Raw genomic sequence first — 25,322 nt, 5'->3', positions numbered from 1 at the left:
ATAACGGACGGAAACTTTAATCCCATTACAAAAAATCACGCTATTGCGGGGTACTGACCGTGGTCACAACCCCGTCATCATCCACCCTACCGCTGATCACGCGCTGGCTGCTGGTATTACGCACTCTGATCATGTCGCCTTTACGACCGTTTTTCAGCGCGATGCCGGGCATCGATGCGGTGATCCCCGCCATATGGGCAACAATCATGACCGGCTGATCGCGTTTCACCAGCAACGGCTCCACCAGTTCGCTACGGGTAAGCGGTTTACCCGGTTGCAGGGCGCGCTTACTGGTCAGGCCGACGACCTCTTCCATGTGCATGAGCAAGCCACTGCGCGCATTACTGACATTGTATTTTTTCAGCTGCAGGTCATCGGTGGTGATCACCGTATCGCGCTCAATCAGCGATTTGGGCATCACCACCGGTACGAACACATCCGGGCGAACCGTGACGTTCTCCTTCCAGCCGGCGCTTCCTGGGCAAACAACATCAAAATTGAGTCGATTGAAGGCGGTTTCAGGAGGGGAGGTGGGGGTAATTTGCAGCGTCGCGGGACACAGGATGTCGGTCGCGACCCTTGACGGGATATAGACATTGAAGGTGTAGCGATAGTCACGCCACTGTCGTTTTTGCGCCAGCGCATCTATTTCCGCGCTGGCGGCAGTCAGTACCCGCGCGTTGATCTGTTCCCGGGCGCTGTGTTGCACAGGGTGGAGGGTTGCACTGGCAGGGAAGGTGAGTAGCAGTGTCAGCGTCGTTTCCGCGATGAAGCGGAAAATGACCTTCCTTCTGCATGAAAGTATTTTCATAAAACCTTTTCTCGTCAATCACTTAAAAGTTGGCATGAACGTTGCTTTATACAGCAAGGTCAACGCAGGAGTGATGCAAGAAATGGGGATCAGTTTTCAGCAGGCATTGGGTGTACATCCGCAGGCAGTGAAGTTACGTCTTGAGAGGACCGAGCTACTGACTGCGAATCTGGCAAATGTCGATACACCAAATTTCAAAGCTAAAGATATTGATTTTGCCGCTGAGATGCAACGGGCACGCCGCGCAAATAATTTGCCTGCGGTTGACGTGAAGTACCGCGTACCGATGCAGCCCTCAGAGGATGGTAATACCGTTGAGCTGAACACCGAACAGGCGCGGTTTTCGCAAAATAGTATGGATTATCAAAGCAGTCTGGCCTTTCTGAATCTGCAAATTAGCGGGATGAAAGAGGCCATTGAAGGGAAATAACCATGTCGTTTACTGATATTTATCAGATTTCTGGTTCGGCGATGACGGCGCAAACCATCCGTCTTAACACTGTGGCCAGTAACCTGGCGAATGCGGAAGCGCCAGCCAGTAGCGAGGAACAGGCCTATAAAGCGCGCAGCCCGGTATTTGCCGCCGTTTACCACAACAGCCTGATGGACGGACATCACCGGCACGCGATTGATGGCGCCAGTGTTCAGGTGCAGGACGTGTTGCAAAGCGGTGGGGCGGAGAAACGTTATGAACCTCATCATCCGATGGCGGATAAGGACGGTTATGTCTGGTATCCGGATGTCAATGTGGTGGAACAAATGGCCGACATGATGTCCGCATCGCGGGATTTTGAAACCAATGTGGATGTGCTGAATAACGTTAAAAGTATGCAGCAAAGTCTACTCAAATTAGGGGAAGCGTGATGAACGCTCTGGCGTTGTACGCCCAATCTCAGGCGCTTTCTTCTTCTCAGGAAACGACATCTGTTGCTGAGAATACTGTGGGGGCCACGGCACAAAGCAGCAATCTGGGGGCCAGCAGTTCGTCGTCCACATCATCAACAACAGACGCCAGCGGTACGGCAACGACCACCACAACGACGACCTCGACCGACAGCTCCGGTGTGGACACGTTCCTGACGCTGTTTGTTGCGGAGATTGAAAATCAGGACCCCACCGATCCGGCCGATCCCACTGACTATATTGACCAGCTTTCATCGATGGCGCAGGTCGCCATGATGGAAGAGATGAGTGTGCAAGCGAATACGAATGCCGTCCTGATGAGCAATATCCAGGTGATGGCGCTGGGCAACCTGGTGGGTGACGACATTATGGTGCAGACCACCTCGCTCGAGGTGAGCGATGAGGATATTAGCGGGCGCATCACGCTTGATGATGCCTGTACCGAAGCGACGCTGCATTTTACCGATATTGCCGGCGACGATTACACGGTTTCGCTCATCCCTCAAGGCAGTTCTTCTGTCGGACCCGGTCAGGTGGATTTTGATATCAACCCAGTCGACTACGGTATTCCGGCCGGTGATTACGACGTCTCGGTGGTCACCGATACCGGAGAAGAAGAGATCCCGATTGAAGTCTCTGGCGAAGTTCAGGATGTGCGCATTCCCCTTGATGGCAGCACGCCGGTGCTGAACGTCAGCGGGGTGGGTGAAGTTCCCTTCACCATGATAAGCCAGTTCGGCGTACCGGATGGCAGTGACAGTACCGATGACTCGGCCAACAGTGATGTGGCCTGAAATACGCATTAAATGACAGGAATAAATCATGAGCTATGAAATTGCAGCGACTGGGCTGAATGCGGTAAACGAACAGTTAGACAGCATCAGTAACAATATCGCCAACGCCGGTACCGTCGGCTATAAATCTGAGTCCACTCAGTTTTCCGCGATGTATGCCAATAGCCAGTCAATGGGGGTGAGCGTTGCCGGAACCGCGCAAAGTATCTCGCGCGGCGGCTCCCAGGTTTCCACCAGCAGTGCGTTGGATCTGGCGATCAACGACAGCGGCTTTTTTGTGATGTGTGACAGTGCAGGAAATCTGACTTACACCCGTGCAGGCTCCTTTGAGACGGATAAAAACGGTTATATCGTGAATGCCGCGGGCGACTATCTGCAGGGCTACCCGGTCGACAGTTCCGGTACATTGCAAACCGGTACGGTAACCGATCTGCAAATTCAGACCGGTAACATCCCGGCCTCTGCAACCGACAGCCTGACGTTCACGGCAAACTTTAACGCCAGCGATGACGCTATCGATCGCTCGACGGTGACCTTTGATCCGTCAAACAGCGAAACCTACACCGACAGCTACACGACAACGGTGTATGACTCACTGGGCAATGAGCACTCTGTGTGCCAGTACTTCACTAAAACGAGCGATAACACCTGGGAAGTGCAGTACACCTTCGACGGTGAACAGCAAAGTGGGGTCGCTGCGACCACGCTCACCTTCGATCCGAATACGGGCAAGCTGACTTCGCCAACCACGCCGCAAGCCGTTGAGTTCCAGACCGATTCCGCTGCGCCGATTGATATGACCTTCAACTACGACAGTTGCACCCAATACGGTTCGGATTTCTCCGTGACCACAAACTCCGCGAACGGGTATGCCTCCGCGACCCAGAACGGCGTTTCTGTCGATAGCGATGGCAAAGTCTATGCCACCTACAGCAACGGCGAACAGATGTTGCAAGGGCAGATTGTATTGGCCACCTTCCCGAACGAAAACGGGCTGGAGGCGGTGAGCGGTACGGCATGGGTGCAGACCGGCAATTCCGGCTCTCCGCTGCTTGGCGTTCCAGGCTCTGGTTCGTGCGGCACGCTCTCTTCCGGCATGCTCGAAAGTTCCAACGTCGATATCACCAGCGAACTGGTTGACCTGATGACGGCGCAGCGGAATTACCAGGCCAACACCAAAGTGATCTCCACCAGCACACAGCTTGATGATGCGCTGTTCCAGGCGATGTAAGGCGCGGATAAATGGATCGGTTGATTTATACCGCCCTGAGCGGTGCCACCCAGACCTTGTATGAGCAGCAGGTTAGCGCCAACAACCTGGCTAACGTGAATACTAACGGTTTCCGCGCGGATATGGCGCTGGCGGGCAACAAGAAAGTGAATGGCGGTGGATTTGACACGCGCTACATGGCGCAGGAAAGCCCGAGCGGGGTGAACGACAGCACCGGTGTCGCGGAGAAAACGGAACGCCCGCTGGATGTCGCTATCCAGGGCAGCGGCTATATCGCGGTTGAAGATCAGAATGGCAACGAAGTGTATACCCGTAACGGCAACATCCAGCAGGATGACCAGGGTCAGCTGACCATCAACGGCTATCCGGTGCTGGGTGACAACGGCCCCATCGTGCTGCCGCCAAATGCCATTGCCTCGTTTGGCAGCGACGGCACGCTCTCCGTGACGCCTGATGACGGCGATGTGACCGCCACGATGGATATCGACCGCCTGAAGCTGGTGGATATTCCGGTCAATAATTTGGCGAAAAATGCGCAGGGCATGCTGGTGACAGCGGATGGCATTCCGGCGCAGCGTGATGAAAACATCAAAGTCAGCGGTGGTTTTCTGGAAGGCAGCAACGTGTCGGCAGTGAATGAAATGATGAATTCCATTGCGATGAACCGCCAGTTTGAAGCGCAAATCAAAATGATGAAGACCGCGGAAGATATCAGTGACTCGGGAAATCGTCTGTTAACAGGCTCTTGAGTGGCCGCTTTTAATCAGGAATAAAGCGTTATGAATGCAGCGTTATGGATCAGTAAAACCGGTCTGTCGGCACAAGATGCTGAGATGAGTGCGATTGCCAACAACATCGCCAACGTCAATACCACAGGCTTTAAGCGCGACCGGGTGATGTTCGCGGATCTGTTCTATCAGACCCAGGAAGCGCCGGGCGCGATGCTCGATCAAAACAACATGATGCCGACCGGGATGCAGTTTGGTAGCGGTGTGCGCATTGTTGGCACCCAGAAAACCTTCACCGAAGGCAATGTGGAGACCACGGATAACTCGCTGGATGTCGCCATCATGGGACAGGGTTTTTTTCAGGTGCAGAAAGCAAATGGCGATATCGCTTATACCCGCGATGGTAATTTTCAGGTTAACGCGGATGGCGTACTGACAAATGCCCAGGGGCTGCCGTTGCAACCGGAAATCGATATTCCTTCTGGCGCGACCAGTATCACCATCGGTACGGACGGTACCGTGACGGCGATTTTGCCCGGTGATACTGATGCTTCCGAACTGGGCCAACTTACGCTGGTGAACTTTGCCAACCCGGCCGGGCTTTCTGCGGAAGGCGACAACCTGTACCTGGAAACGTCTGCCAGCGGTCAGCCGACAGAAGGTATTCCTGGCGAGGATGGTCTGGGTACGCTGCAGGCTGGCGCGCTGGAAGGGTCGAACGTGGATATCGTCAACGAAATGGTGGCGATGATTACGGTACAACGCGCCTATGAGATGAACGCCAAGATGGTCTCCGCGGCAGACGACATGCTGCAGTTCGTCAGTCAGAACTTGTAACCCGGGAACGTGAAAATAGGCTGAACGTGAAAAATTATCTGTGGCTGATGATGCTGCTTCCCCTGTTGAGCGGATGCGAATCACAGGCAATTCTGGTTAAAAAGAATGACGAATATTTTGCGCCACCCAAAACGGAACAACCGCCAGCGGCGGATGGGCGAGCAGGCGGGGTATTTGAAACCGGCTATAACTGGTCGTTAACGGCAGACCGCCGCGCTTACCGGGTCGGTGACATTTTGACCGTCATGCTGGAAGAGTCCACGCAATCCAGCAAACAGGCGAAAACGAATTTCGGCAAAAACAACACCGTTGATATTGGCGCACCGACGATTTTTGGTCACACCAAAGACAACCTGTCTGGCTCCGTTGATGCCAACCGTGACTTCACCGGTAGCGCAACGTCCCAACAGCAAAACAGCTTACGTGGTGAAATTACGGTATCGGTACATGCGGTTCAGCCGAACGGTATTCTGGAAATTCGCGGTGAAAAATGGCTCACCCTTAATCAGGGGGATGAATATATCCGTCTGAGCGGTCTGGTTCGCGCCGATGATATTCAGAATGACAACTCGGTGTCCTCGCAGCGTATTGCGGATGCGCGCATCTCCTATGCCGGGCGTGGTGCGCTGAGTGATGCGAATGCGGCTGGCTGGCTGACGCGTCTGTTTAACCATCCTCTCTTCCCGATCTGATGCCGGAGTGTGATATGCAATATTTGAGCGGACGCTGGATACGGGCGTTAAACGGCGTGGTTATTGCGCTCTGTCTGGTTGTTCCCGGTACGTCGCAGGCGCAATCCCTTGAGTCTCTGGTGAACGTGCAAGGCGTCAGGAGCAACCAACTGGTGGGCTATAGCCTGGTTGTCGGTCTGGACGGCACGGGCGATAAAAACCAGGTGAAATTTACCAACCAGACGATCACCAACATGCTGCGCCAGTTCGGCGTCCAACTACCGAGCAAAATCGACCCGAAGGTGAAAAACGTTGCCGCGGTTGCGGTGAGCGCTACGCTGCCGCCGATGTATTCGCGCGGTCAGACGATTGATGTCACCGTCTCATCGATTGGCGATGCTAAAAGTCTGCGCGGCGGCACGTTGTTGCTCACCCAACTGCACGGTGCGGATGGTGAAGTTTATGCTCTGGCCCAGGGCAGCGTGGTGGTTGGCGGCATGAATGCCACCGGTGCCAGTGGCTCCAGCGTGACGGTTAATACGCCAACCGCCGGACTCATTCCAAATGGCGCAACGGTAGAGCGCGAAATTCCCAGTGATTTTCAGATGGGAAATACCATTACGCTGAATCTGAAGCGTCCCTCATTTAAAGATGCTAACCACATTGCGGGGGCCATTAACGCCGCCTTTGGGGGAATTGCGACGGCACAAAGTTCAACCAACGTTATTGTGCAGGCGCCGACCAGCCCCGGCGCACGCGTGGCGTTTATGTCGCAACTTGATGATGTTCAGGTGCAGGCTGAAAAAGTGCGAGCCCGCGTTGTGTTTAACTCGCGTACCGGCACGGTTGTGATGGGGGATGGTATTGCGCTGCATGCCGCGGCGGTCTCGCACGGTAGCCTGACAGTTTCTATTAATGAAACCAGCAATGTCAGCCAGCCAAACGCATTTGCTGGTGGCCGTACGGCGGTCACCCCGCAGAGCAATATCTCCGTGAATCATGCGCGGCCAGGCATGATCAGTCTGCCGGAATCCAGCAGCCTGAAAACGCTGGTTAACGCGCTCAACAACCTGGGGGCGACCCCGGACGACATCATGTCCATCCTGCAGGCACTGCATGAAGCCGGTGCGTTGGATGCTGACCTGGAGGTTATTTAATGGCGGATATCAAGGTTCATCGCGGCGGCGGGGTCGATGGTAGCGACGCGCTTATGGGGCCGAAAATCAAAGATAACGATGTGCAAAAGGCCGCTCAGCAGTTTGAAGCTATTTTTCTGCGTAACATGTTGAAAGAAATGCGTAAAACTAACGAGATCTTTGACTCAAAGGATAACCCGTTTAACAGCGATTCGGTGCGCATGATGCAGGGGTTTTATGACGACCAGCTATGCACCTCGCTTGCCCAACATCATGGGATCGGCATTGCCGCCATGATCGTCAAGCAGCTATCACCGCATAACCCAAAATGATAAAGGCCGCGTGGCGACTTAAGAACAGGCTGGTTTCCGTCGCTCTGTAATGAAAGGGTTGTTAATGATAATCCGGGCGACGGACCGGCGAGGATGCTTTGATGGACATGATTAATATTGGCTACAGCGGTGCAAATACGGCGCAGGTGGAGCTGAACGTAACGGCGCAGAACACCGCTAACGCAATGACCGACGGTTATACCCGTCAGGAAGCGGTGATCAGTTCCATGGGGGCCAGTTCCGGCTCGTCAAACAGCGCGGGAAACGGGGTACAGGTTGACAGTATCCGCCGTGTTTCCAACCAGTATCAGGTTAACCAGGTCTGGTATGCCGCCAGTGACTATGGCTACTACAGCACGCAGCAGGAATATCTCACCCAACTGGAGACGGTGCTCAGTGATGACAACACCAGCCTGAGCGGGGGATTTGATGATTTCTTTGCCGCGCTCAATGCTGCAACGTCCAGCCCGGACGACTCCGCGCTGCGTCAACAGGTGATCAGTGAGTCCAGCGCGCTAGCGCTGCGGGTGGATAACACGCTGGATTACATTGATTCGCAAAGTAACGAGATTGCCAGCCAGGAACAGGCGATGGTGGCGCAGGTGAACACCCTGACCACCGGGATTGCCAGTTACAACCAGCAAATTGCCCAGGCGGAAGCCAATGGTGATAACGCCTCCTCTTTGTACGACGCCCGTGACCAGATGGTTGAAGAATTGAGCGGCATCATGAATGTGCAGGTGAGCACTGACGATCAGGGTAACTATGACGTAACGCTGCAAAACGGTCAGCCGTTGGTCAGCGGGCAGCAAAGTTCCACGATCGCACTGGAAACCAACGCAGACGGCACACAAAGTATGTCGCTGACCTTTGCCGGTACGACGTCAACCATGTCCACCGATACTGGCGGATCAATGGGGGCGCTGTTTGATTACCAGAACACGATCCTGACGCCGCTGTCCGACACCATTAACAGCATGGCTTCGCAATTCGCGGATGCGGTTAACAGCCAACTGGCACAGGGCTATGACCTGAATGGTCAATCGGGGACGCCGCTCTTTATTTATGACGCGAATGCTTCTGAGGGGCCGTTAGAGGTAAACCCGGATATCACGGCAGATGAACTGGCATTCTCCAGTTCACCGGATGAAAGCGGCAACAGCGATAACCTGCAGGCATTGATCGATATCGCTAACGAACCACTGGATATCGACAACTTAGGCAGTGTGACGGTAGGTGCGGCCTGCTCGGCGATTATCAGCAATATCGGTATCTACAGCCAGCAGAACCAGACAGAAGCGGAGGCGGCATCGAATGTGTATGTTGAAGCGCAGAATGCGCAAAGTAGCGTCAGCGGCGTGAGTATGGATGAAGAAGCGGTGAACCTCATTACCTATCAGCAGATTTATGAGGCCAACCTGAAAGTCATCTCTGCCGGTGCGGATATCTTTGATTCCGTGCTGGATATGTGTAGCTAATCTGGAGAGCGATGATGCGCGTCACCACCCAACAATCTTATACCTCCATGAATCAGAGTTTTAATAAGCTCTCCACGGACTTGTCACAAATCGTCACCGAAATGGCGACCGGGAAAAGCCTTATCCTGCCCTCGGACGATCCGATCGCTTATACCCGCCTGACCCAATTGAATCGCCAGCAATCGGCAATCGAGCAATACCAAAACAATATCGACTCTGCATCGGCGGGGATGAGCCAGCAGGAATCAATTCTCGATGGCGTTAATAACAGTCTGCTGGCGGTACGCGACGATCTGCTGCAAGCCGCTAACGGCACCAACACCGCGGATTCTCTGGATAGCCTGGGTCAGGATATTCAGTCGCTGACCGAATCGATGGTTGCAGCGCTGAACTATCAGGATGAAGACGGTCACTATGTATTTGGCGGTACGGTTAACGACGAGCCGCCGATTGTGGCGGTCGACGACGATGGTGATGGTGTGACCGACAGCTATACCTATCAGGGAAACAGCGATCACCGTGAAACCACGGTATCGAATGGCGTTGAAGTAGACACCAATGTGGCGGTCAGCGACTTTTTTGGCAGCAACCTTGATGTGCTAAACACGCTGACATCGTTGTCTCAGGCGTTGCAGGACCCTGCCATCGATCCGAGCGATCCCGCGGTACAAAGTGATATTTCCAATGCTATCGATGTGGTGGATGAGGCCTCGGATTCACTCAACGCGTCCATTGCATCGCTTGGCGAAACGCAGAATACGATGTCGATGATGAGCGATGCGCAGACCGATATCTCTACGTCTAACGAGCAACTCATCAGCTCGCTGAGCGATCTGGATTATGGTCCAGCCTCTATCACTTTTACCGGTCTGGAAATGGCGATGGAAGCAACACTGAAAACCTATTCGCAAGTCAGCCAACTGAACTTATTTAGTGAGCTTTAACGCTCTCAAGATGCCTGATGGCGCTGGAGAGAAGGGTTTGTAGGCCGGATCGGGCGCGTGTGTCGCCATCCGGCAAAAATGTACAACGGTATCCAGGAATAGTATGCAGGTCGGTTTAAATACAACATCACTCTCCGCGAGCGGAGCCCTTAACCCTTCGGTTCAACAGCATGCGGTGGCACAAAATGCCCCTGTCCGTCAGAAGTTACCCGCCACAACGAGTGATTACCCGGCTTCACCTCTGATTACGACCCGCCCTCAGCGCTATAGCGTTCAACTCAATGATCAGCTCACCACGTTGCAACAGGCCGATCATTATCTAGGGCAACTTGAGCAGCATATACTGGATTACCGTCATGCTGCACGACGGGGCGGGCAGGCTCAGCAGCAAAAGGGGCAGGCGCTGGAGACATTTCTCGAGAAACGAACAACGCTCTCGGGAGGTGCTGTCGATCGTCAACTGAGGCCCGTCCTGCAGGGATCGGCGCGGGTGACTTTCCAGGCACCTGAACTGGTGCAGCTGATACAGGATAGCTCTGCCAGTTCACGCATGTTCAGCGTTTCTGAAGGGCGACAGCTACAACTCTCTGCGGTGGTGGTCGGCGATGAAACGGACCCCAGGCAGTATAAAACCATGATGGGTAATGCCCTGCGCCGTGTCGGCGTGCAGGTGCATGACGGGCAGAGTGGGGTGATGTTTTCGACTGCTGAGGCGCAGTGGCCACAGGTTGAACAGACGCTGAGCGTCCGTAGTGACAGCGCGGCAACGTCAGCATTTGCGGTGCTGAAAACCGTGGTTGAACCGTCACGTGCTGATGAGCTTCTGCAGAGTGTCCGCCAGGGAGCAAACCGCGCTCAGGATGGATTGCAACAGGCGCTGGACGCCATTAGCGAACAGCGTGCGCAAATGGCTGTGCAACAGGAAAAAGCCCGTCAGCTTATTGATGGAATGGCGCGTTTCCCACAGGGGGAAAATGCGGTTCAGGCATCAGAAAATCTGGGGGGGATACTCGATCACGCCAATCATAATTATCAGGTGTTGGCACAAGCGGTTAACGGACAGGCCAGACTGTCCAGTCAGACCGTACGTAATTTATTAAGTTAGTCTTGCTGACAATATTTTCTGGTGGCGGTAAGAGAGGATGGGTCTGAAACCATCAGACCACCTACATCCTGATTGAAAAGTAAGTTTTGCTGGGCATCTAAATGTATCCACCATGTCCGCAGATTGTGTTCATTCACAAAAGCCCCGAGGTTAGATAAGCGCAGGTCATTCTGATCGGTATCTGCACCACTAAAATGGAATTCCCCTTGTTTAGATAAACCAAAATAGTGTGTCACGCACGCCGAAATTTTGAATGTAGAAGGTGTTTTGTTCTTCTCTTCGAGAGGGATGAGTGTGACGGTGGTGTTATTTGCAGGTGGACTTACAATGAGTTCATAATGTGAACGGGTATCTGCTGCAAGATCATAGTTAGCGATGACCGTGTTTTCTATATGCGCACATGCAGTAAATGTGGAGAGTGCAGCACCGGCATAGATCAGGTGATTACTTACATTTCGGTATTTCATTTAGTGTTTTCTCCACTTCTTCAAATATAACACTGCTCATTTTGTCATCTTTATTTTGCCAGCGGTCAAAACTCAATGCTAACTGCCAACTGTCATTGCATTGGTTAGTAAGGATAATATCCATGGCAAATTTATTCAGTGATTCCCGGTAGTACAACGTCATGGTCGCTTTATGTGTGGCCAAAAGAGGTTCGATTTGTTGAATACCTGAAGAAATATGTGGGGAAATAGCAGTTGAAGTTCTCTTTTTGATATCGGGATCATAAAGATGGTAAACCGTAATGCGGCTGGAATTGTTTGTGTTCTCTTTGACTAGTTGCGGCATAGCTGAGGTTTTGGGTGCCGAGGGTACTTTAATGAAGTATATCGCAGCAAATAAAGATACGGCGACAGCGATGACGGACAGTACTTTTAATACCGGGCTGAGAGCCCGTTTTTTATCGCTGGTGATATGCTTGTTGCTGGCATCTGGCGCGGCTTCAGGTACTGGCTCTAACCGTACCTGAAGTGATGTTTTATCTTCTGCAAATGCTTCATCCGCACAGTGTGAGGTGGTTTTCTCAGGCGTTGCAACGTTATGCTCGTCAACCACACTTAAATTGTGGTCAATATTTTCTGCAAGGTAATTTTGATTAAATAAATACCCTTTTTTAGGAATGGTTTTAATGATCTCCTGCTGTTTACCATCATCATCGATAGCCATGCGCAAAGCATGAATTGCCGTCGGCAGGCTATTTCCACCGACGATACGATTTTTCCAAACCTCAGTCATTAAAAACGAACGAGATAAGACGGTATCGGCATTTTTAGCTAATGTTTCTAACAGAATAAAATGGTATTCGCCAAGGCGACGCGTCTCACCTGTTTCACTATGGATTAATGCATTAAGCGAAGAATCCATCCGCCAGTTGTTGACTACAATGCTCATCGTATAGTTTACCTGTGTAAGCTCTTTTATACCCCCGGTACCGCATCTATAAAAATCAGTGCATTAGAATCATGGCGAAACTGAGATCTCATTATGTCTGTCCGTATTAAAAACGACAGCATAATCGGCGTTGGGTGCTTTTTGTTCAGGGCTAAAAAGGATTTGAAATGTAACGAAAGTATCTGAGACTCACAATATAAAAGTCGGTTGTATTTGCAAGCAAATGTAAAATAATAGTGGGTAACATGAATTAAATGACTTGCTGAATAAGTATAATCTTATTAAATTCATGAAGTTAGTTATCTACACGTACCGGCTGTTTTAGGGGTGTTAGATATTTCTAATAATCTTTTAATTAAAACTTGATTGAGATCTTTCTGTATTCATGGGTTGACATAGTGGGGTAGCACGGATTGCTAAATTTGTAATGCGGTATTTTATTCATACAACGTGAAGGCGTGCAGTTTAGGCAGAAAAAATTTCTATGGTGCTTTAAGTTTTCCAAATGGGTGGTCGTTTTTACAAGGTATCGAAAGTAAAACGGTTAATCACAAGGAGCAGTACCATGTTATCTATTAATACCAGCAGTGCTTCAATGTCAGCAGTTAACGCGATCAATAAAAGCATGTCTTCTCTGTCCACTTCAATGGAACGTCTGGCGACCGGTAACCGCATCAACACTTCTGCCGATGATGCGGCAGGTAAACAGATTGCTAACCGTCTGACAGCACAGTCCAGCGGTATGGGTGTGGCACTGAGTAATATCGATGACGCCACCGCCATGCTGCAGACTGCAGACAGTACTTTTGATGAAATGACCGATGTTCTCGGTCGCATGAGTGACCTGGCAACCCAGGCAGCGAACGGAACCTACAACGATGACGACCTGCAGGCGATGCAGGACGAATATGACGAACTGGGCCAGCAGATGTCCGATATGCTGCAGAACACCACCTACGGCGGTACCAACCTGTTCGGTACTTCTGGCAACAGCAATACCGGTGTTTCTGGTCTGTTCCAGGGCTCTGTGACCTTCCAGGTGGGGGCTGAATCTTCTGACACCATGACCGTGGATATCTCCAGCCAACTGGTCAAGCTGGTGGGCGATCTGGATAAAGTCAGCCACTCCTTCACTGCTGACCAGGCTGACACCACCGGTAAAGCTGGCGTTTCGGGTGGTACCGAACTGACCGCATCTGGCTCGGCTAACAAGATGATCGACACTATCTCTACCGCCATGGATGACGTCTCTAAGATCCAGTCCAAACTGGGTGCGTCTATCAACCGTCTGAATGACACCGCGAGCAACCTGACCAGCATGCAGGACAACACGGAAGTGGCTATCGGTAACATCATGGATACCGACTACGCGACGGAAGCGTCCAACATGACCAAACAACAGGTTCTGTCTCAGACCGGCATCACCATGCTGAAGCAGGCCAACAGCATGTCCAGCATGGTTTCCAGCCTGCTGCAGTAATCCCTGCCTGGCGGTTAAACATGTCTGACACCACACCGCCTGCTGGCGGTGTGGTCCTTTAGGTATCAGGGAAACTTTCCGGAGACAGCGGAAATTTCGTTTCCATCATCACGTAATTAATTGATTTCAATTGATAAAAAAGATGGCACGTATTTTGCTGATATCCAGGTAACGTTCACGGAGTCATTTCATATGAGCTATACAAGCCGCATTCAATCGCTGGCGCAACAGCTGGCCTATGCCGATATCTCGACTCAGGCTGCCAGCCTGCAGGACCAGCAAAATGATGTCACGGCAGAATCTAACGGGCTGGATTCACTCAGCTCGGCGTTAACCGATTTCCAGAGTGCGGTCGATGCGCTGAACAGCGATACCGACGGACCGGTGGTTTACTCCGCCACGAGCAGCGATGATTCTGCAAGCGTCTCTGCAAATTCTGAAGCACAGCCGGGAACCTACTCATTTTATGTCAGTAAACTGGCGCAGGCGCAGCAGTCCACGTTTAGTCTGAATGACGATACGTTTTCGGCAACCGGGACGTTCGAACTGGCGATGGGCGATAGCACGATGGATATCGACCTGGCGGCCGCCGACGATGAGGGGGATGGCGATGACTATATTGATGCCAGCGAGCTGGTCAGTGCGATTAATAACTCCGACGATAACCCCGGCGTATCGGCGGCATTGGTGAAAACCGATGGCGCGACCACCATCATGTTGACCTCTGATGAGACCGGGGTGCAAAGCGCTTTTACGGTGAGTGTCACCGGACATGATGCGACGAGCGATACCAGTACAACGGCACCGTCGTTAACCCCGGTGACTGACGCCCAGGATGCGGAAATTTATCTGGGTGATCCGAGCAATGGTTTGAAGATCACCAACAGTACCAACACCTTTGACGACGTTATCCCGGGTGTGACGATGACGTTTACCGAAGTCAGCGATCCCAACGATACTACGGATTTTACGACCTTCACCGTCGCCCAGGATGCCAGTGCTTCACAAGAAAAAGTGCAGACCTTTGTCGATGCCTACAACACGCTGGTGGATTCCATCGACTCCATGACCACCTACGGTGATGAAAATACCTCGGCAGGGGTGTTTGCCGGTGATACGGGCCTGCAGTCGCTCGCCAGTCAGATGGATAACATCGTGCACGCCTATTATGGCGGCGTCTCAATTGTAGATTACGGCATCACGCTGGACAGCGACGGTCATCTGCAGATTGACACCGACACCTTTAATAACGAGATGGAAGCAAACCCGGACGGGCTGACGTCCATCTTCGTCGGCGACGACAGCATGGTGGCGCAGCTGGATGATCTGATGGACAGCTATCTCGACTCCAGTGACGGCATCATTACCCAACGTCAGCAAAGTCTCGACGACAAACAGCAGCGTATTGATGACCGCAGCGACCAGCTCACCCAAACCTATAACACCAACTATGACCGCTATCTGACGGAATACACCAATACCGTTGTACAGATCGCCACAATGAAAATCAGCATGTCTGCATTCTCGTAACTGGCTGACTAAGAACAGGATTAATAGCAAATATGTACGATATGCAGAACGGCTATTCACAATACAAAGAGATGGATCTGGCCGCGCGTACGGCGGCGGCATCGCCTCTTGAACTGGTGCTGGTTCTCTTTTCCGGCCTGATGGATGAGCTGGAACGAGCCAAAAGCCACATCGAAAACAAACGTTTCGAGAAGAAGGCGCAAAGCATCAATAAGTGCATCGACATTCTCAATGCCCTGACGAGTTCACTGGAGTTTGAAACTGGCGGAGAGCTGGTGGTGAATCTGTCGCGCCTTTACGACCACTGCGTCTACCGCTTGTACGAAGCAAGTGGCGAACTGTCGCTGGAGAAGATCGACGAAGTGATCGTTATTTTGACCAATCTGCGCGAAGGCTGGGATGGCCTGGCAGCCAGGCTTGGATAAGGCAATGGACGGACAACGCCAGCAACAGCTTTTTGCGCTGATCGACGCCATGAACGCATCCCTGGACAAACAACGCTGGCGACGCATGCCCGCGCTGCACCAGCAGTTGATGCGTCTGTTTCATGACTATGAAGCGACGGAAACGTCGGCAACAGAACTGCGAGGGGTGAAAGAGCAGTTGTATGCCGCCTATGCCACGCTAATTGAACGCCAAAACCAACGCGCAGAAGAGCTGAAACGGCGGATGGAGAGTCATCAGCAGAATCAGGAAGGGCTGCTGGCGTATTCAATGGTTAATTTAATTTCGGAGAAATCATGAACCCTGTATTGCCGGCGGTGAGCCGTACGTTGGTCAGTGGAACAGCGGAAAGTACCACGATTTCAGTACCGACGACTGCAGCAGAAAACCGTGAACAGTTTGCTTCGCCGCAGCTGGCGCTCAACGCCGTGGCTGAACGTCTGAAGAGCGCGAAGCTGAATCAGCAGCAATCATCAACGACACAGCGTCAACATGAGAACGACCCGGTAGCCATGCAGGCGCTGATGGCGTTGTTGCTGGCCCAGCCAGCGGTACCGTCAGAGCAACAAAAACAACCTGACAGTGAAATGCTGAAAACCTTACTGGCGACTCAGAGCGGAAATTCGTCTTCCTCTTCTGTCCGTCAGTGGGTGAGCACGATGCAGAGTCATGACCAAAATCCGATGCCTTCCGCCGGCCCGTCGACATTACCGTCTCAACGGCAGGGTGCGCTGACCCAGGAAGCATCGCCAGATATGGCCACCGCCGGGCAGCAGGCAAAACTCGCTCTGTTTTCAGCGCAAGATCTGCGCGTGATTGCGCCAAAGCAGCAGACGCTTTCTACCTCGCAGCAAATTTCCGCGCAGGTGAAACAGTCGGATCGCAACCCGGGTGTGCGACCAGTTGCGTTGAAAAAATGGGACAGCGTGGAGCCGAACAAACCGGCAGAAGCGCAGAGCCTGTTTAACGCTGTCGCAACCGGTAACCAATCAACAAATGCGCTGAGTAACGTCACCGCTATTTCGACGCACAGTACGCAGCCTGCCACCTTGTCGACCGATGAACTCGGGGAAAAACTCACCGCGCTGTTAAAGGATCAGATCCAGTTCCAGATAGGTAAACAGCAGCAGATCTCGACGATTCGGCTCGATCCTCCTTCGCTGGGGAAACTGGAGATCGCGGTGCAGTTGGATGCAGGAAAACTGATGGTGCATATCGGCGCTAATCAGAGTGATGTGTGCCGTTCACTGCAGCAGTTTAGCGAAAACTTACGGCAGCACCTGACTGCACAAAACTTTATGGAAGTGAACGTACAGGTCTCTTCCGAAGGACAGTCGCAGCAGCAACAGCAACAGTCCGGTCATCAACAAGAAGAGGTGAACTCTGCCTTATTGCTGAGTGATGAACCGCAATATCAACAGAACGAATCTGTACTGATTAAAGTGTAAAAAAAAGATGAAGAAAATAGTTACAGCGAGTGTGATCTGTTCTGTCCTGGCCATGCTGATTGGCGGCGGCGCTGGATGGGGCGTATATCATTTCGTAGGAAAAGGAAAACCAGCGGGGGCAGAACATGCTGATACCGCCGAAACTCTGGATGAGAGTAACCGTATCTTTGTTTCTCTGCAGGAGAGTATTGTCACACTACATGCGAATGACGGTTCGGACCATTATATGTCCGCCGAACTGGTCATGGTGGTGGCAAACGATAAAGAGTCAGAGGAAGTTAAACAACAAGAACCGCTTTATCAAAGTATTGCTGTTGAACGGCTCTCTGAAATGAAATATGACGAAGTGCGCGCAATGAAAATCTCAGAAATAAGAAAGATTATTTCTGCGTCACTGGATAAAGAGCTAAAGAATCTCAAAATCAAAGCGCCTTATAAAGATGTTCTGGTGAAAAAAGTTGTTTTTCAGTAAGTGCCAGGTAAGAAAATAATATGATCCAGGACGCTTACGAATCTGAGGAGTTCGTCGCAACTCCGGTATTAACGCCACAGCAGGAGAGCCATTATTTACAGGCTTATCTTCCTTTGGTACGTAAAATCGTGCGCCAGCTTGCCCCGCAGTGTACCTGCATTATCGACAGGCAGGATATGGAGCAGACAGCGCTGATGGGTTTGCTCAATGCGATTCGACGCTATGGCTTTCCGGATGAAGGGTTTGCCGGTTATGCCGCGCTTCGCATCCGTGGCGCAATCCTCGATGAATTGCGCAGTCTTGACTGGCGGCCTCGGCAGTTACGGCAAAAATACCATCAAATTAAAGATTTGATTCGCGACGCACGAAAGACGCTCGGTCATGAACCGGGATGGGAAGATCTTGCCGCGCTGGGGCTAACGCCAGAGGACTATCTGGAGTTTCAGCAACTGGAAGGGGCGGAAACGCTGGCAAGTCTGGATGAACTTCTGGGCGTTGACAGCCATAGTGTGCCGTTGGAAGGACGTCCGCTTGAAGAACAAATTGTGACTCAGGAGATGTTAAGCGTCGCCCTGCGTCAATTGTCTGAAAAAGAGAGTCTGGTGCTCTCAATGTATTACCAACACGATATGAATTTAAAAGAGATCGCGCTGGTGTTAGGGCTAACTGAAGCCAGAATTTGCCAAATGAATAAAAAGATCACGCAGAAAATTCGTGATTGTTTATATCCAGACTAACAATTCGAATTGATATGCGGAGGATTTAATGCAAAAGCTATTAGGTTTACTGGTGGTGCTGGGGTGTGTATTTGGGGGGTATTTTGAGGCCGGTGGGCAGTTAATCGCTATCTGGCAGCCCGCGGAAATTGTGATTATTCTTGGCGCAGGGTTAGGGGCGATGATTATCGGTAACCCTAAACATGTGTTGAAAGAAATAGCCCATCAACTGAAAGGCGTAATAAGCAAAAAACAGCTCGGCCCGGAATTTCAGCGACAATTATTAATGTGCCTGTTTGAACTGCTGGAGCTGGTACAAAACGGCGGCTTACGGATGCTGGATCAGCATATTGAAAAACCGGAAGAGAGCACGATTTTCCAGAAATACCCAATGGTGCTTACGCAGGAGCGCCTGGTGACCTTCATCGCCGATAACTTCCGTCTGATGGCGATGGGGAAAATTGACGCCCATGAACTGGAAGGCATTCTTGATCAAGAGCTGGATACGGTCGAAGAGGAGCTACTGGCGCCTTCACGCTCGCTCCAGCGTACTGCCGAAGCAATGCCGGGATTTGGCATTTGCGCCGCGGTACTTGGGATCATCATCACCATGCAGTCTATTGACGGCTCGATTGCCCTGATCGGTCTGAAAGTCGCGGCTGCGTTGGTCGGAACCTTCCTCGGGGTCTTTTTTTGCTACTGTCTGATGGACCCGCTGGCGAACTCCATGGAACAGCAGGCGCGTGCCGAGCACTCTTTGCTGGAGTGCGTGCGTACCGTACTGGTCGCACAAGCGGGCGGGAAGCCAACGCTGCTGGCCGTCGATGCCGGTCGTAAACTACTGCACCTGGCGTCGAAACCGACCTTCGCTAACCTGGATGCGTGGGTGAATGCGATGCTGGAGCAAGAATAAGCATGAGGAAAGCGGCTAACCGACGCGATCGTGGCGGGCATACCACCATTATCCGACGACAGATAAAAAAGAATCACGGTGGGCATCATGGCGGAGCATGGAAGGTGGCGTTTGCCGACTTTACGCTGGCGATGATGGCGCTGTTTATGACGCTATGGATTGTAAACAGCGTCAGTAAATCAGAACGAGAAAACATCGTGGCGGCCTTGCATGGTCAATCCATCTTTAACGGCGGTGGGCTTGCGCCACTGAATAAGATTGGCAAGCAACCTCTACCTTCTACGACGAAAAATCAAAGTATCACCCGCACGAATCTGGATAAAGAGAAGACCGCTGCACCGAAAGAGACGGCAACGGTGAGCGCAGACACCGAAAAGAAAGCGCGTGATGTGAATGAGAAAACGGCCCTGCTAAAGAAAAAATCGGCGAGCGAGTTGGGTGAGTTGGCAACCGACATTAGCGTGATTGCCAGAAATGCGCATATGGAAGCCAACCTGGAGATGGAGATTGTACCCCAGGGGCTGCGCGTATTGATTAAAGACGACCAGAACCGGAATATGTTTGAACGGGGTAGCGCCAGAATTACGCCCTTTTTTAACGCGCTGCTGGTAGAACTGGCCCCGGTGTTTGATTCACTGGACAACAAACTCATCATCACCGGGCATACGGACGCGATGAGTTACAAGAGCAATATCTATAACAACTGGAATCTTTCCGGCGACCGCGCACTGTCGGCCCGTCGTGTGCTGGAGGATGCCGGAATGCCTCAGAGTAAAGTGATGCAGGTTAGCGCAATGGCCGATCAAATGCTGCTGGATGCCAAGAATCCTGAAAGTGCAGGTAACCGGCGCATTGAAATCATGGTGTTGACGCAAAGTGCCTCTGACACGCTGTATCAATATTTTGGCCAGCACGGAGAGAAAATTGTGCAGCCGCTGGTGAACAAACTGGATAAACAAAAGAAGGTGATGTCTTTGCGCCAACAACCTGCTCCCGTCGTTCATTAAGGGGTTTTTCGCCCTTCACATTAGGGGGGTATAATCCCGTCTGGCATTCATCATGGATTTGTCATTTTGCGGGTCGGGTGCAGGCTTCTCATATTATAAAAATACTGTATACTTAAACAGTGTTGTGGGAGGCGAGCGATGCGCAAAATCATACATGTCGATATGGACTGCTTTTTCGCAGCGGTGGAAATGCGTGATAACCCGGCCCTGCGCGACATCCCCATTGCTATTGGTGGCAGTCGCGAACGCCGGGGAGTCATCAGCACCGCCAATTACCCGGCGCGAAAGTTTGGTGTGCGTAGCGCAATGCCTACGGGAATGGCGTTAAAGCTGTGCCCGCATCTCACCTTATTACCCGGCCGTTACGACGCTTATAAAGAGGCCTCTCGCCAGATTCAGGCCATCTTCTCTCGCTACACCTCGCTCATCGAACCCCTTTCGCTGGATGAAGCCTATCTTGATGTGACCGACAGTCCGCACTGCCACGGCTCGGCCACGTTGATGGCACAAGAGATCCGTCAGACGATTTTCAACGAACTACAGCTAACCGCTTCTGCGGGGGTTGCTCCGGTTAAGTTTCTGGCCAAAATCGCCTCCGACCTGAATAAACCTAACGGGCAATATGTGATTACTCCCGCGGATGTTCCCGAATTCCTCAGAACGTTACCGTTAGGAAAAATACCCGGCGTCGGCAAAGTCTCAGCCGCGAAACTGGAATCGATGGGATTACGGACCTGTGAAGATGTTCAAAAATACGATCTGGCCCTGTTGCTTAAGCGGTTTGGTAAGTTTGGTCGTGTGCTGTGGGAACGCAGTCAGGGTATTGATGAACGCGATGTGAATAACGACAGGCTGCGAAAGTCAGTCGGCGTCGAGCGCACGCTGGCGGAAGATATTCATGAATGGTCGGAGTGTGAGGCGATTATTGAGCGGCTCTACCCGGAACTGGAGCGGCGGCTGGCCAAGGTTAAGCCCGATCTCTTCATCGCCCGTCAGGGGGTGAAGTTAAAGTTTAATGATTTTCAGCAGACGACGCAGGAACACGTCTGGCCGCGCTTAAATAAAGAGGATCTGATCGCGACGGCGCGCAATACCTGGAACGAACGTCGGGGAGGGCGCGGGGTAAGGCTGGTGGGATTACACGTTACGCTGCTGGACCCGCAGATGGAAAGACAGCTACTGTTGGGGATTTGACGCTAACGTATTGCCGGATGGCGGCGTAAACGCCTTATCCGGCCTACAAATCAGCGCGTAGGCCGGGTGGCGACGCAAATGCCTTATCCAGCCTACAAATCAGCGCGTAGGCCGGATAGTGGTATAAAAACTTTCTCTGGCCTACAAATCAGCGTGTAGGCCGGATAAGCGCAGCGCCATCCGGCATTTATTGCAGAATCTTACTTCGCTGGAATAGACTTCAGCAGCTCGGTCAGAAGCGTCCAGTAATGACCGACGCTTTCAATATGAACCTGCTCATCCGGAGAGTGCGGACCGGTGATGGTCGGCCCAATGGAAACCATGTCCATATCCGGATACGGTTTCTTGAACAGACCGCATTCCAGACCCGCGTGGATAATCTGGATGTTCGGCGTCTTGTTGAACAGACGCTGATAGGTTTCACGCACCAGGTGCATAACCGGCGAGTTCGCATCCGGCTGCCAGCCTGGATACGCACCTTTGGCTTCCGTTTTCGCGCCAGCCAGTTTGCCCAGCGAATCCAGCATGCTTACCACGTAGTCTTTACCGCTGTCGATCAGCGAACGAACCAGGCAGTGAATCTGGACATTATCGTCAGTCATGGTCACCACGCCGACGTTCAGCGAGGTTTCCACCACGCCTTTCGCCACGTCGGAATTGCGGATTACACCGTTTGGCGTGGCGTTCAGCAGACGAATGAAGCTATCGCGAGACGGGGTAGTCAGTGCGGCTTTGTCGTTGCTGACGGCATCCAGCAGCAGCGCCAGATTCTTCTCTTTGGCTTCCAGCTCGTTTTTCAGGATCTCCTGATACGTGCTGACCAGCGCTTTTAACGCATCAACTTTATCGGCAGCCACGGCGAGGGTCGCAAAGGCTTCGCGCGGAATCGCGTTACGCAGCGTACCGCCGTTGAAGTCAACCAGACGCAGATCCAGCTCTTGGGCATGGCCTGCCAGGAAACGTACCAGCAGCTTGTTGGCATTACCGAGACCAACATGAATTTCGCCACCGGAGTGACCGCCTTTCAGGCCTTTTAAGGTCAGCTTAAAGCTCTGGAAGCCAGCAGGAATGGCTTCACGGGACAGCGGCAGGTTAGAGGTGAAATCGATACCCCCTGCGCAACCCATGTAGATCTCACCTTCTTCTTCAGAGTCGGTGTTGATCAGGATATCAGCCTGCAGCCAGTTTGCCTGCAGACCAAATGCGCCGTCCATGCCCGCTTCTTCGGTCATGGTCAGCAGCACTTCCAGCGGACCGTGTACCACATTGTCATCAGCCAGTACCGCCAGCGCAGACGCCATACCGATACCGTTATCTGCACCCAGCGTGGTACCACGGGCTTTTACCCATTCGCCATCAATATAAGGCTGGATCGGATCTTTGGTGAAGTCGTGCACGGTGTCGTTATTTTTTTGCGGGACCATATCCAGGTGCGCCTGCAAAACGACCGGCTTGCGATTTTCCATTCCTGCGGTAGCGGGTTTACGAATCAGGATATTACCAACCTGATCGCGCTCGACGTGGAAACCTTTCTCCTGGGCCCAGCTCAGAATGTGTTCAGCGAGTTGCTCTTCATGATAGGACGGATGAGGAATAGAACAGATTTTGGCAAAAATATCCCACAGCGGTTGCGGGGATAACTGAGACAGTTCAGACACGTTGAGTCTCCTTGGCGATGTCCTACAAAATTGACTTGCAGGCCACGGGGTTAGCGGAATTAAAAACACCACAAGTCAGGCTTGCGCGATGCGATTGAGAATACCACTTTCTTCGCTGACGGCTAGTATAAAGCATGCAAAAAGAGGCGCGGATTCCGCGAAACACTGGTTTTTAGTGCGTCAGATCTCTATAATCTCGCGCAACCTGATTCACCCTCAATTTATTAATTAGCCGTAGATAAACAGGCTGGGACACTTCACATGAGCGAAAAATACGTCGTCACCTGGGACATGTTGCAGATCCATGCACGTAAACTGGCAAGCCGCCTGATGCCTTCTGAACAATGGAAAGGCATTATTGCCGTTAGCCGTGGTGGTCTGGTGCCGGGCGCATTGCTGGCGCGTGAATTGGGTATTCGTCATGTCGATACCGTATGCATCTCCAGCTACGATCACGACAACCAGCGCGAACTGAAAGTGCTGAAGCGTGCGGAAGGTGACGGTGAAGGTTTCATCGTGATCGATGACCTGGTAGACACCGGTGGTACTGCCGTTGCTATCCGTGAAATGTATCCTAAAGCGCATTTCGTCACGATCTTCGCTAAGCCGGCTGGTCGCCCGCTGGTGAATGACTATGTGGTTGATATTCCGCAGGATACCTGGATTGAGCAGCCGTGGGATATGGGCGTGGTATTTGTTCCGCCGATCTCTGGTCGCTAATCTAAAAAGTTTTCAACGCCCGCACTGTCGGGCGTTGTTCTTTTTGTGCGGTGTCAGGTTACACTATGCCTTAGTGAGTACTCATGGAGGCCGTAATCATGTCGCAGGCTAACCTCAGCGAAGTTCTGTTTAAACCCCGCTTCAAACATCCTGAAACGTCAACGTTGGTTCGTCGTTTTAACCACGGCGCGCAGCCGTCTGTGCAGTCCGCTCTGGATGGCAAAACAATCCCGCACTGGTATCGCATGGTGAATCGCCTGATGTGGATCTGGCGTGGGGTCGATCCGCGTGAAATCCTTGAAGTGCAGGCGCGTATCGTCATGAGCGAAGCCGAACGCACGGATAAAGAGCTCTACGATACGGTCATTGGCTATCGTGGTGGAAACTGGATCTACGAGTGGGCGAAGCAGGCGATGGACTGGCAACAGAAAGCGTCTATGGAAGAGGACCCGCAGGTGAGTGGTCGCCACTGGCTGCATGCTTCCACGCTGTACAACATTGCAGCATACCCACATTTAAAAGGCGATGAGCTGGCAGAACAGGCGCAGGCCCTGGCCAACCGCGCTTACGAAGAGGCGGCTCAACGACTGCCAGGTACGCTGCGCGAGATGGAATTTGCTGTTGCCGGCGGTGCGCCGATAACCGGCTTCCTGCACATGCCAAAAGGCGACGGCCCGTTCCCGACGGTGCTGATGTGCGGTGGCCTGGATTCCATGCAAACCGACTACTACACCCTGTATGAGCGCTATTTCGCACCGCGTGGTATTGCCATGCTGACGCTGGATATGCCTTCAGTCGGATTCTCGTCAAAATGGAAATTGACCCAGGATTCCAGCCTGCTGCATCAACATGTATTAAAAGCGCTGCCGAATATTCCCTGGGTCGATCACACCCGTGTGGCGGCATTCGGTTTTCGCTTTGGCGCTAACGTCGCAGTACGCCTGGCCTATCTGGAATCATCACGCCTGAAGGCGGTGGCCTGTCTGGGACCGGTGGTGCATGCGCTGCTTAGCGATCCCCAGCGTCAGGCTTCAGTACCGGAAATGTATCTTGACGTTCTGGCCAGCCGTCTGGGGATGCACGATGCGTCTGATGAAGCGCTGCGCGTCGAGCTAAACCGCTATTCATTAAAGGTACAAGGGCTGCTGGGCCGTCGCTGTCCAACGCCAATGCTGTCGGGGTTCTGGAAAAACGATCCATTTAGTCCGGAAGAGGAGTCGCGTTTAATCACATCTTCATCTTCCGACGGTAAGCTGCTGGAGATTCCGTTCAACCCGGTGTATCGCAATTTTGACAAAGCGCTGCAAGAAATTACCGGGTGGATCAATCATAGATTGTGTTAATAGATTGCTAAATTTTATTGGTTTGGTAAAAC

28 protein-coding genes are annotated in these 25,322 nt (G+C 52.2%); 24 read left to right on the top strand and 4 right to left on the bottom strand.

The features are described 5' to 3' along the window. Positions 1–40: 40 nt before the first annotated feature. The gene (flgA, locus tag HV261_RS21375; protein WP_202039410.1) at positions 41–811 is read right to left on the bottom strand and encodes a flagellar basal body P-ring formation chaperone FlgA; all 771 of its coding nucleotides are present in this window, start codon (positions 809–811) and stop codon (positions 41–43) included. Between the two features lie 82 nt (positions 812–893). Between flgA and HV261_RS21370 the strand changes: the two genes are divergently transcribed. From HV261_RS21370 to HV261_RS21315, 12 genes are all read left to right on the top strand, one after another. Further along, the gene (locus HV261_RS21370) at positions 894–1,241 is read left to right on the top strand and encodes a flagellar basal body protein (protein ID WP_202039409.1); all 348 of its coding nucleotides are present in this window, start codon (positions 894–896) and stop codon (positions 1,239–1,241) included. Between the two features lie 2 nt (positions 1,242–1,243). Then, on the top strand, positions 1,244–1,675 hold the full coding sequence (gene flgC / locus HV261_RS21365) for a flagellar basal body rod protein FlgC (protein ID WP_202039408.1): 432 nt from the start codon (positions 1,244–1,246) through the stop codon (positions 1,673–1,675). After that, entirely contained in the window at positions 1,675–2,508 is an 834-nt protein-coding gene (locus HV261_RS21360; protein WP_202039407.1) for a flagellar hook capping FlgD N-terminal domain-containing protein, read from the top strand. The genes flgC and HV261_RS21360 overlap by 1 nt, the downstream gene beginning before the upstream one ends. Before the next feature lie 28 nt (positions 2,509–2,536). Continuing rightward, on the top strand, positions 2,537–3,739 hold the full coding sequence (flgE, locus tag HV261_RS21355; RefSeq protein WP_202039406.1) for a flagellar hook protein FlgE: 1,203 nt from the start codon (positions 2,537–2,539) through the stop codon (positions 3,737–3,739). 11 nt (positions 3,740–3,750) lie between these two features. Next, complete coding sequence (locus tag HV261_RS21350; RefSeq protein WP_202039405.1) at positions 3,751–4,488, top strand: flagellar basal-body rod protein FlgF; 738 nt, start codon at positions 3,751–3,753, stop codon at positions 4,486–4,488. Between the two features lie 30 nt (positions 4,489–4,518). Further along, on the top strand, positions 4,519–5,304 hold the full coding sequence (flgG, locus tag HV261_RS21345) for a flagellar basal-body rod protein FlgG (protein WP_202039404.1): 786 nt from the start codon (positions 4,519–4,521) through the stop codon (positions 5,302–5,304). A gap of 26 nt (positions 5,305–5,330) precedes the next feature. After that, positions 5,331–5,996 (top strand): flagellar basal body L-ring protein FlgH, encoded by a 666-nt coding sequence (gene flgH, locus HV261_RS21340; RefSeq protein WP_202039403.1) that lies wholly within the window; start codon positions 5,331–5,333, stop codon positions 5,994–5,996. 14 nt (positions 5,997–6,010) lie between these two features. Further along, on the top strand, positions 6,011–7,132 hold the full coding sequence (locus tag HV261_RS21335) for a flagellar basal body P-ring protein FlgI (protein WP_202039402.1): 1,122 nt from the start codon (positions 6,011–6,013) through the stop codon (positions 7,130–7,132). After that, positions 7,132–7,443: a rod-binding protein gene (locus tag HV261_RS21330; RefSeq protein ID WP_442781058.1), complete on the top strand. Its 312-nt coding sequence runs from the start codon at positions 7,132–7,134 to the stop codon at positions 7,441–7,443. Before HV261_RS21335 ends, HV261_RS21330 begins: the two co-directional genes overlap by 1 nt. A 101-nt stretch (positions 7,444–7,544) precedes the next feature. Beyond that, the gene (gene flgK / locus HV261_RS21325) at positions 7,545–8,921 is read left to right on the top strand and encodes a flagellar hook-associated protein FlgK (protein WP_202039401.1); all 1,377 of its coding nucleotides are present in this window, start codon (positions 7,545–7,547) and stop codon (positions 8,919–8,921) included. A 14-nt stretch (positions 8,922–8,935) separates the two neighbouring features. Further along, entirely contained in the window at positions 8,936–9,865 is a 930-nt protein-coding gene (gene flgL, locus HV261_RS21320) for a flagellar hook-associated protein FlgL (RefSeq protein ID WP_202039741.1), read from the top strand. Positions 9,866–9,968: 103 nt separating this feature from the next. Beyond that, a complete protein-coding gene (locus tag HV261_RS21315; protein WP_202039400.1) occupies positions 9,969–10,970 on the top strand; it encodes a flagellar hook-associated protein in 1,002 nt (333 codons plus the stop codon). On the opposite strand, the gene HV261_RS21310 is transcribed toward HV261_RS21315, so the two are convergent. Beyond that, on the bottom strand, positions 10,967–11,437 hold the full coding sequence (locus HV261_RS21310) for a hypothetical protein (protein WP_202039399.1): 471 nt from the start codon (positions 11,435–11,437) through the stop codon (positions 10,967–10,969). The two genes, HV261_RS21315 and HV261_RS21310, sit on opposite strands and share 4 nt — an antisense overlap. Beyond that, positions 11,415–12,365: a transcriptional regulator gene (locus tag HV261_RS21305; RefSeq protein ID WP_202039398.1), complete on the bottom strand. Its 951-nt coding sequence runs from the start codon at positions 12,363–12,365 to the stop codon at positions 11,415–11,417. Before HV261_RS21305 ends, HV261_RS21310 begins: the two co-directional genes overlap by 23 nt. Positions 12,366–12,930: 565 nt before the next feature. Between HV261_RS21305 and lafA the strand changes: the two genes are divergently transcribed. From lafA to dinB, 10 genes are all read left to right on the top strand, one after another. Then, on the top strand, positions 12,931–13,845 hold the full coding sequence (gene lafA, locus HV261_RS21300; RefSeq protein ID WP_202039397.1) for a lateral flagellin LafA: 915 nt from the start codon (positions 12,931–12,933) through the stop codon (positions 13,843–13,845). Between the two features lie 192 nt (positions 13,846–14,037). Beyond that, positions 14,038–15,375 (top strand): flagellar filament capping protein FliD, encoded by a 1,338-nt coding sequence (gene fliD, locus HV261_RS21295; RefSeq protein ID WP_202039396.1) that lies wholly within the window; start codon positions 14,038–14,040, stop codon positions 15,373–15,375. 32 nt (positions 15,376–15,407) lie between these two features. Continuing rightward, positions 15,408–15,800, top strand: a complete 393-nt coding sequence (gene fliS, locus HV261_RS21290) for a flagellar export chaperone FliS (protein ID WP_202039395.1) — start codon at positions 15,408–15,410, stop codon at positions 15,798–15,800. A 4-nt stretch (positions 15,801–15,804) separates the two neighbouring features. Next, a complete protein-coding gene (locus HV261_RS21285; RefSeq protein WP_202039394.1) occupies positions 15,805–16,119 on the top strand; it encodes a flagellar protein FliT in 315 nt (104 codons plus the stop codon). Continuing rightward, complete coding sequence (locus tag HV261_RS21280) at positions 16,116–17,267, top strand: flagellar hook-length control protein FliK (protein ID WP_202039393.1); 1,152 nt, start codon at positions 16,116–16,118, stop codon at positions 17,265–17,267. The genes HV261_RS21285 and HV261_RS21280 overlap by 4 nt, the downstream gene beginning before the upstream one ends. Positions 17,268–17,274: 7 nt before the next feature. Further along, the gene (locus tag HV261_RS21275) at positions 17,275–17,739 is read left to right on the top strand and encodes a flagellar basal body-associated FliL family protein (protein WP_202039392.1); all 465 of its coding nucleotides are present in this window, start codon (positions 17,275–17,277) and stop codon (positions 17,737–17,739) included. Positions 17,740–17,759: 20 nt separating this feature from the next. Beyond that, positions 17,760–18,476, top strand: a complete 717-nt coding sequence (locus HV261_RS21270; RefSeq protein WP_202039391.1) for a FliA/WhiG family RNA polymerase sigma factor — start codon at positions 17,760–17,762, stop codon at positions 18,474–18,476. Between the two features lie 28 nt (positions 18,477–18,504). Next, positions 18,505–19,368: a flagellar motor stator protein MotA gene (gene motA, locus HV261_RS21265; protein ID WP_202039390.1), complete on the top strand. Its 864-nt coding sequence runs from the start codon at positions 18,505–18,507 to the stop codon at positions 19,366–19,368. A gap of 2 nt (positions 19,369–19,370) precedes the next feature. After that, positions 19,371–20,375, top strand: coding sequence for a putative lateral flagellar export/assembly protein LafU (gene lafU / locus HV261_RS21260; RefSeq protein ID WP_202039389.1), 1,005 nt, complete (start codon positions 19,371–19,373; stop codon positions 20,373–20,375). Between the two features lie 138 nt (positions 20,376–20,513). Beyond that, on the top strand, positions 20,514–21,569 hold the full coding sequence (dinB, locus tag HV261_RS21255) for a DNA polymerase IV (protein ID WP_202039388.1): 1,056 nt from the start codon (positions 20,514–20,516) through the stop codon (positions 21,567–21,569). A gap of 200 nt (positions 21,570–21,769) precedes the next feature. Here the strand turns inward: dinB and pepD are convergent, their stop codons facing one another. Next, positions 21,770–23,227, bottom strand: coding sequence for a cytosol nonspecific dipeptidase (gene pepD / locus HV261_RS21250; protein ID WP_202039387.1), 1,458 nt, complete (start codon positions 23,225–23,227; stop codon positions 21,770–21,772). 261 nt (positions 23,228–23,488) lie between these two features. Here pepD and gpt point away from each other — a divergent pair, with 261 nt between their 5' ends. Together gpt and frsA are read left to right on the top strand one after the other, a co-directional pair. Then, complete coding sequence (gene gpt / locus HV261_RS21245; protein WP_003031380.1) at positions 23,489–23,947, top strand: xanthine phosphoribosyltransferase; 459 nt, start codon at positions 23,489–23,491, stop codon at positions 23,945–23,947. 98 nt (positions 23,948–24,045) lie between these two features. Then, positions 24,046–25,290: an esterase FrsA gene (gene frsA, locus HV261_RS21240; RefSeq protein ID WP_202039386.1), complete on the top strand. Its 1,245-nt coding sequence runs from the start codon at positions 24,046–24,048 to the stop codon at positions 25,288–25,290. Positions 25,291–25,322 lie beyond the last annotated feature (32 nt).

Origin of the sequence: Citrobacter sp. RHBSTW-00671 (genome assembly GCF_014103415.1) — a bacterium.
Lineage (GTDB): Bacteria > Pseudomonadota > Gammaproteobacteria > Enterobacterales > Enterobacteriaceae > Citrobacter.
This window is presented reverse-complemented; position numbering and strand designations above follow the sequence as displayed.

Coding starts and splice junctions, on each gene's coding strand:
- lafA (WP_202039397.1), top strand. CDS start 12,931: ATGTTATCTATTAATACCAGCAGTGCTTCAATGTCAGCAGTTAACGCG.
- flgA (WP_202039410.1), bottom strand. CDS start 811: ATGAAAATACTTTCATGCAGAAGGAAGGTCATTTTCCGCTTCATCGCG.
- flgK (WP_202039401.1), top strand. CDS start 7,545: ATGGACATGATTAATATTGGCTACAGCGGTGCAAATACGGCGCAGGTG.
- HV261_RS21350 (WP_202039405.1), top strand. CDS start 3,751: ATGGATCGGTTGATTTATACCGCCCTGAGCGGTGCCACCCAGACCTTG.
- frsA (WP_202039386.1), top strand. CDS start 24,046: ATGTCGCAGGCTAACCTCAGCGAAGTTCTGTTTAAACCCCGCTTCAAA.
- HV261_RS21360 (WP_202039407.1), top strand. CDS start 1,675: ATGAACGCTCTGGCGTTGTACGCCCAATCTCAGGCGCTTTCTTCTTCT.
- flgC (WP_202039408.1), top strand. CDS start 1,244: ATGTCGTTTACTGATATTTATCAGATTTCTGGTTCGGCGATGACGGCG.
- HV261_RS21270 (WP_202039391.1), top strand. CDS start 17,760: ATGATCCAGGACGCTTACGAATCTGAGGAGTTCGTCGCAACTCCGGTA.
- fliS (WP_202039395.1), top strand. CDS start 15,408: ATGTACGATATGCAGAACGGCTATTCACAATACAAAGAGATGGATCTG.
- gpt (WP_003031380.1), top strand. CDS start 23,489: ATGAGCGAAAAATACGTCGTCACCTGGGACATGTTGCAGATCCATGCA.
- flgE (WP_202039406.1), top strand. CDS start 2,537: ATGAGCTATGAAATTGCAGCGACTGGGCTGAATGCGGTAAACGAACAG.
- HV261_RS21280 (WP_202039393.1), top strand. CDS start 16,116: ATGAACCCTGTATTGCCGGCGGTGAGCCGTACGTTGGTCAGTGGAACA.
- motA (WP_202039390.1), top strand. CDS start 18,505: ATGCAAAAGCTATTAGGTTTACTGGTGGTGCTGGGGTGTGTATTTGGG.
- HV261_RS21285 (WP_202039394.1), top strand. CDS start 15,805: ATGGACGGACAACGCCAGCAACAGCTTTTTGCGCTGATCGACGCCATG.
- flgL (WP_202039741.1), top strand. CDS start 8,936: ATGCGCGTCACCACCCAACAATCTTATACCTCCATGAATCAGAGTTTT.
- flgG (WP_202039404.1), top strand. CDS start 4,519: ATGAATGCAGCGTTATGGATCAGTAAAACCGGTCTGTCGGCACAAGAT.
- lafU (WP_202039389.1), top strand. CDS start 19,371: ATGAGGAAAGCGGCTAACCGACGCGATCGTGGCGGGCATACCACCATT.
- HV261_RS21330 (WP_442781058.1), top strand. CDS start 7,132: ATGGCGGATATCAAGGTTCATCGCGGCGGCGGGGTCGATGGTAGCGAC.
- HV261_RS21305 (WP_202039398.1), bottom strand. CDS start 12,365: ATGAGCATTGTAGTCAACAACTGGCGGATGGATTCTTCGCTTAATGCA.
- HV261_RS21310 (WP_202039399.1), bottom strand. CDS start 11,437: ATGAAATACCGAAATGTAAGTAATCACCTGATCTATGCCGGTGCTGCA.
- fliD (WP_202039396.1), top strand. CDS start 14,038: ATGAGCTATACAAGCCGCATTCAATCGCTGGCGCAACAGCTGGCCTAT.
- HV261_RS21315 (WP_202039400.1), top strand. CDS start 9,969: ATGCAGGTCGGTTTAAATACAACATCACTCTCCGCGAGCGGAGCCCTT.
- dinB (WP_202039388.1), top strand. CDS start 20,514: ATGCGCAAAATCATACATGTCGATATGGACTGCTTTTTCGCAGCGGTG.
- HV261_RS21335 (WP_202039402.1), top strand. CDS start 6,011: ATGCAATATTTGAGCGGACGCTGGATACGGGCGTTAAACGGCGTGGTT.
- HV261_RS21370 (WP_202039409.1), top strand. CDS start 894: ATGGGGATCAGTTTTCAGCAGGCATTGGGTGTACATCCGCAGGCAGTG.
- HV261_RS21275 (WP_202039392.1), top strand. CDS start 17,275: ATGAAGAAAATAGTTACAGCGAGTGTGATCTGTTCTGTCCTGGCCATG.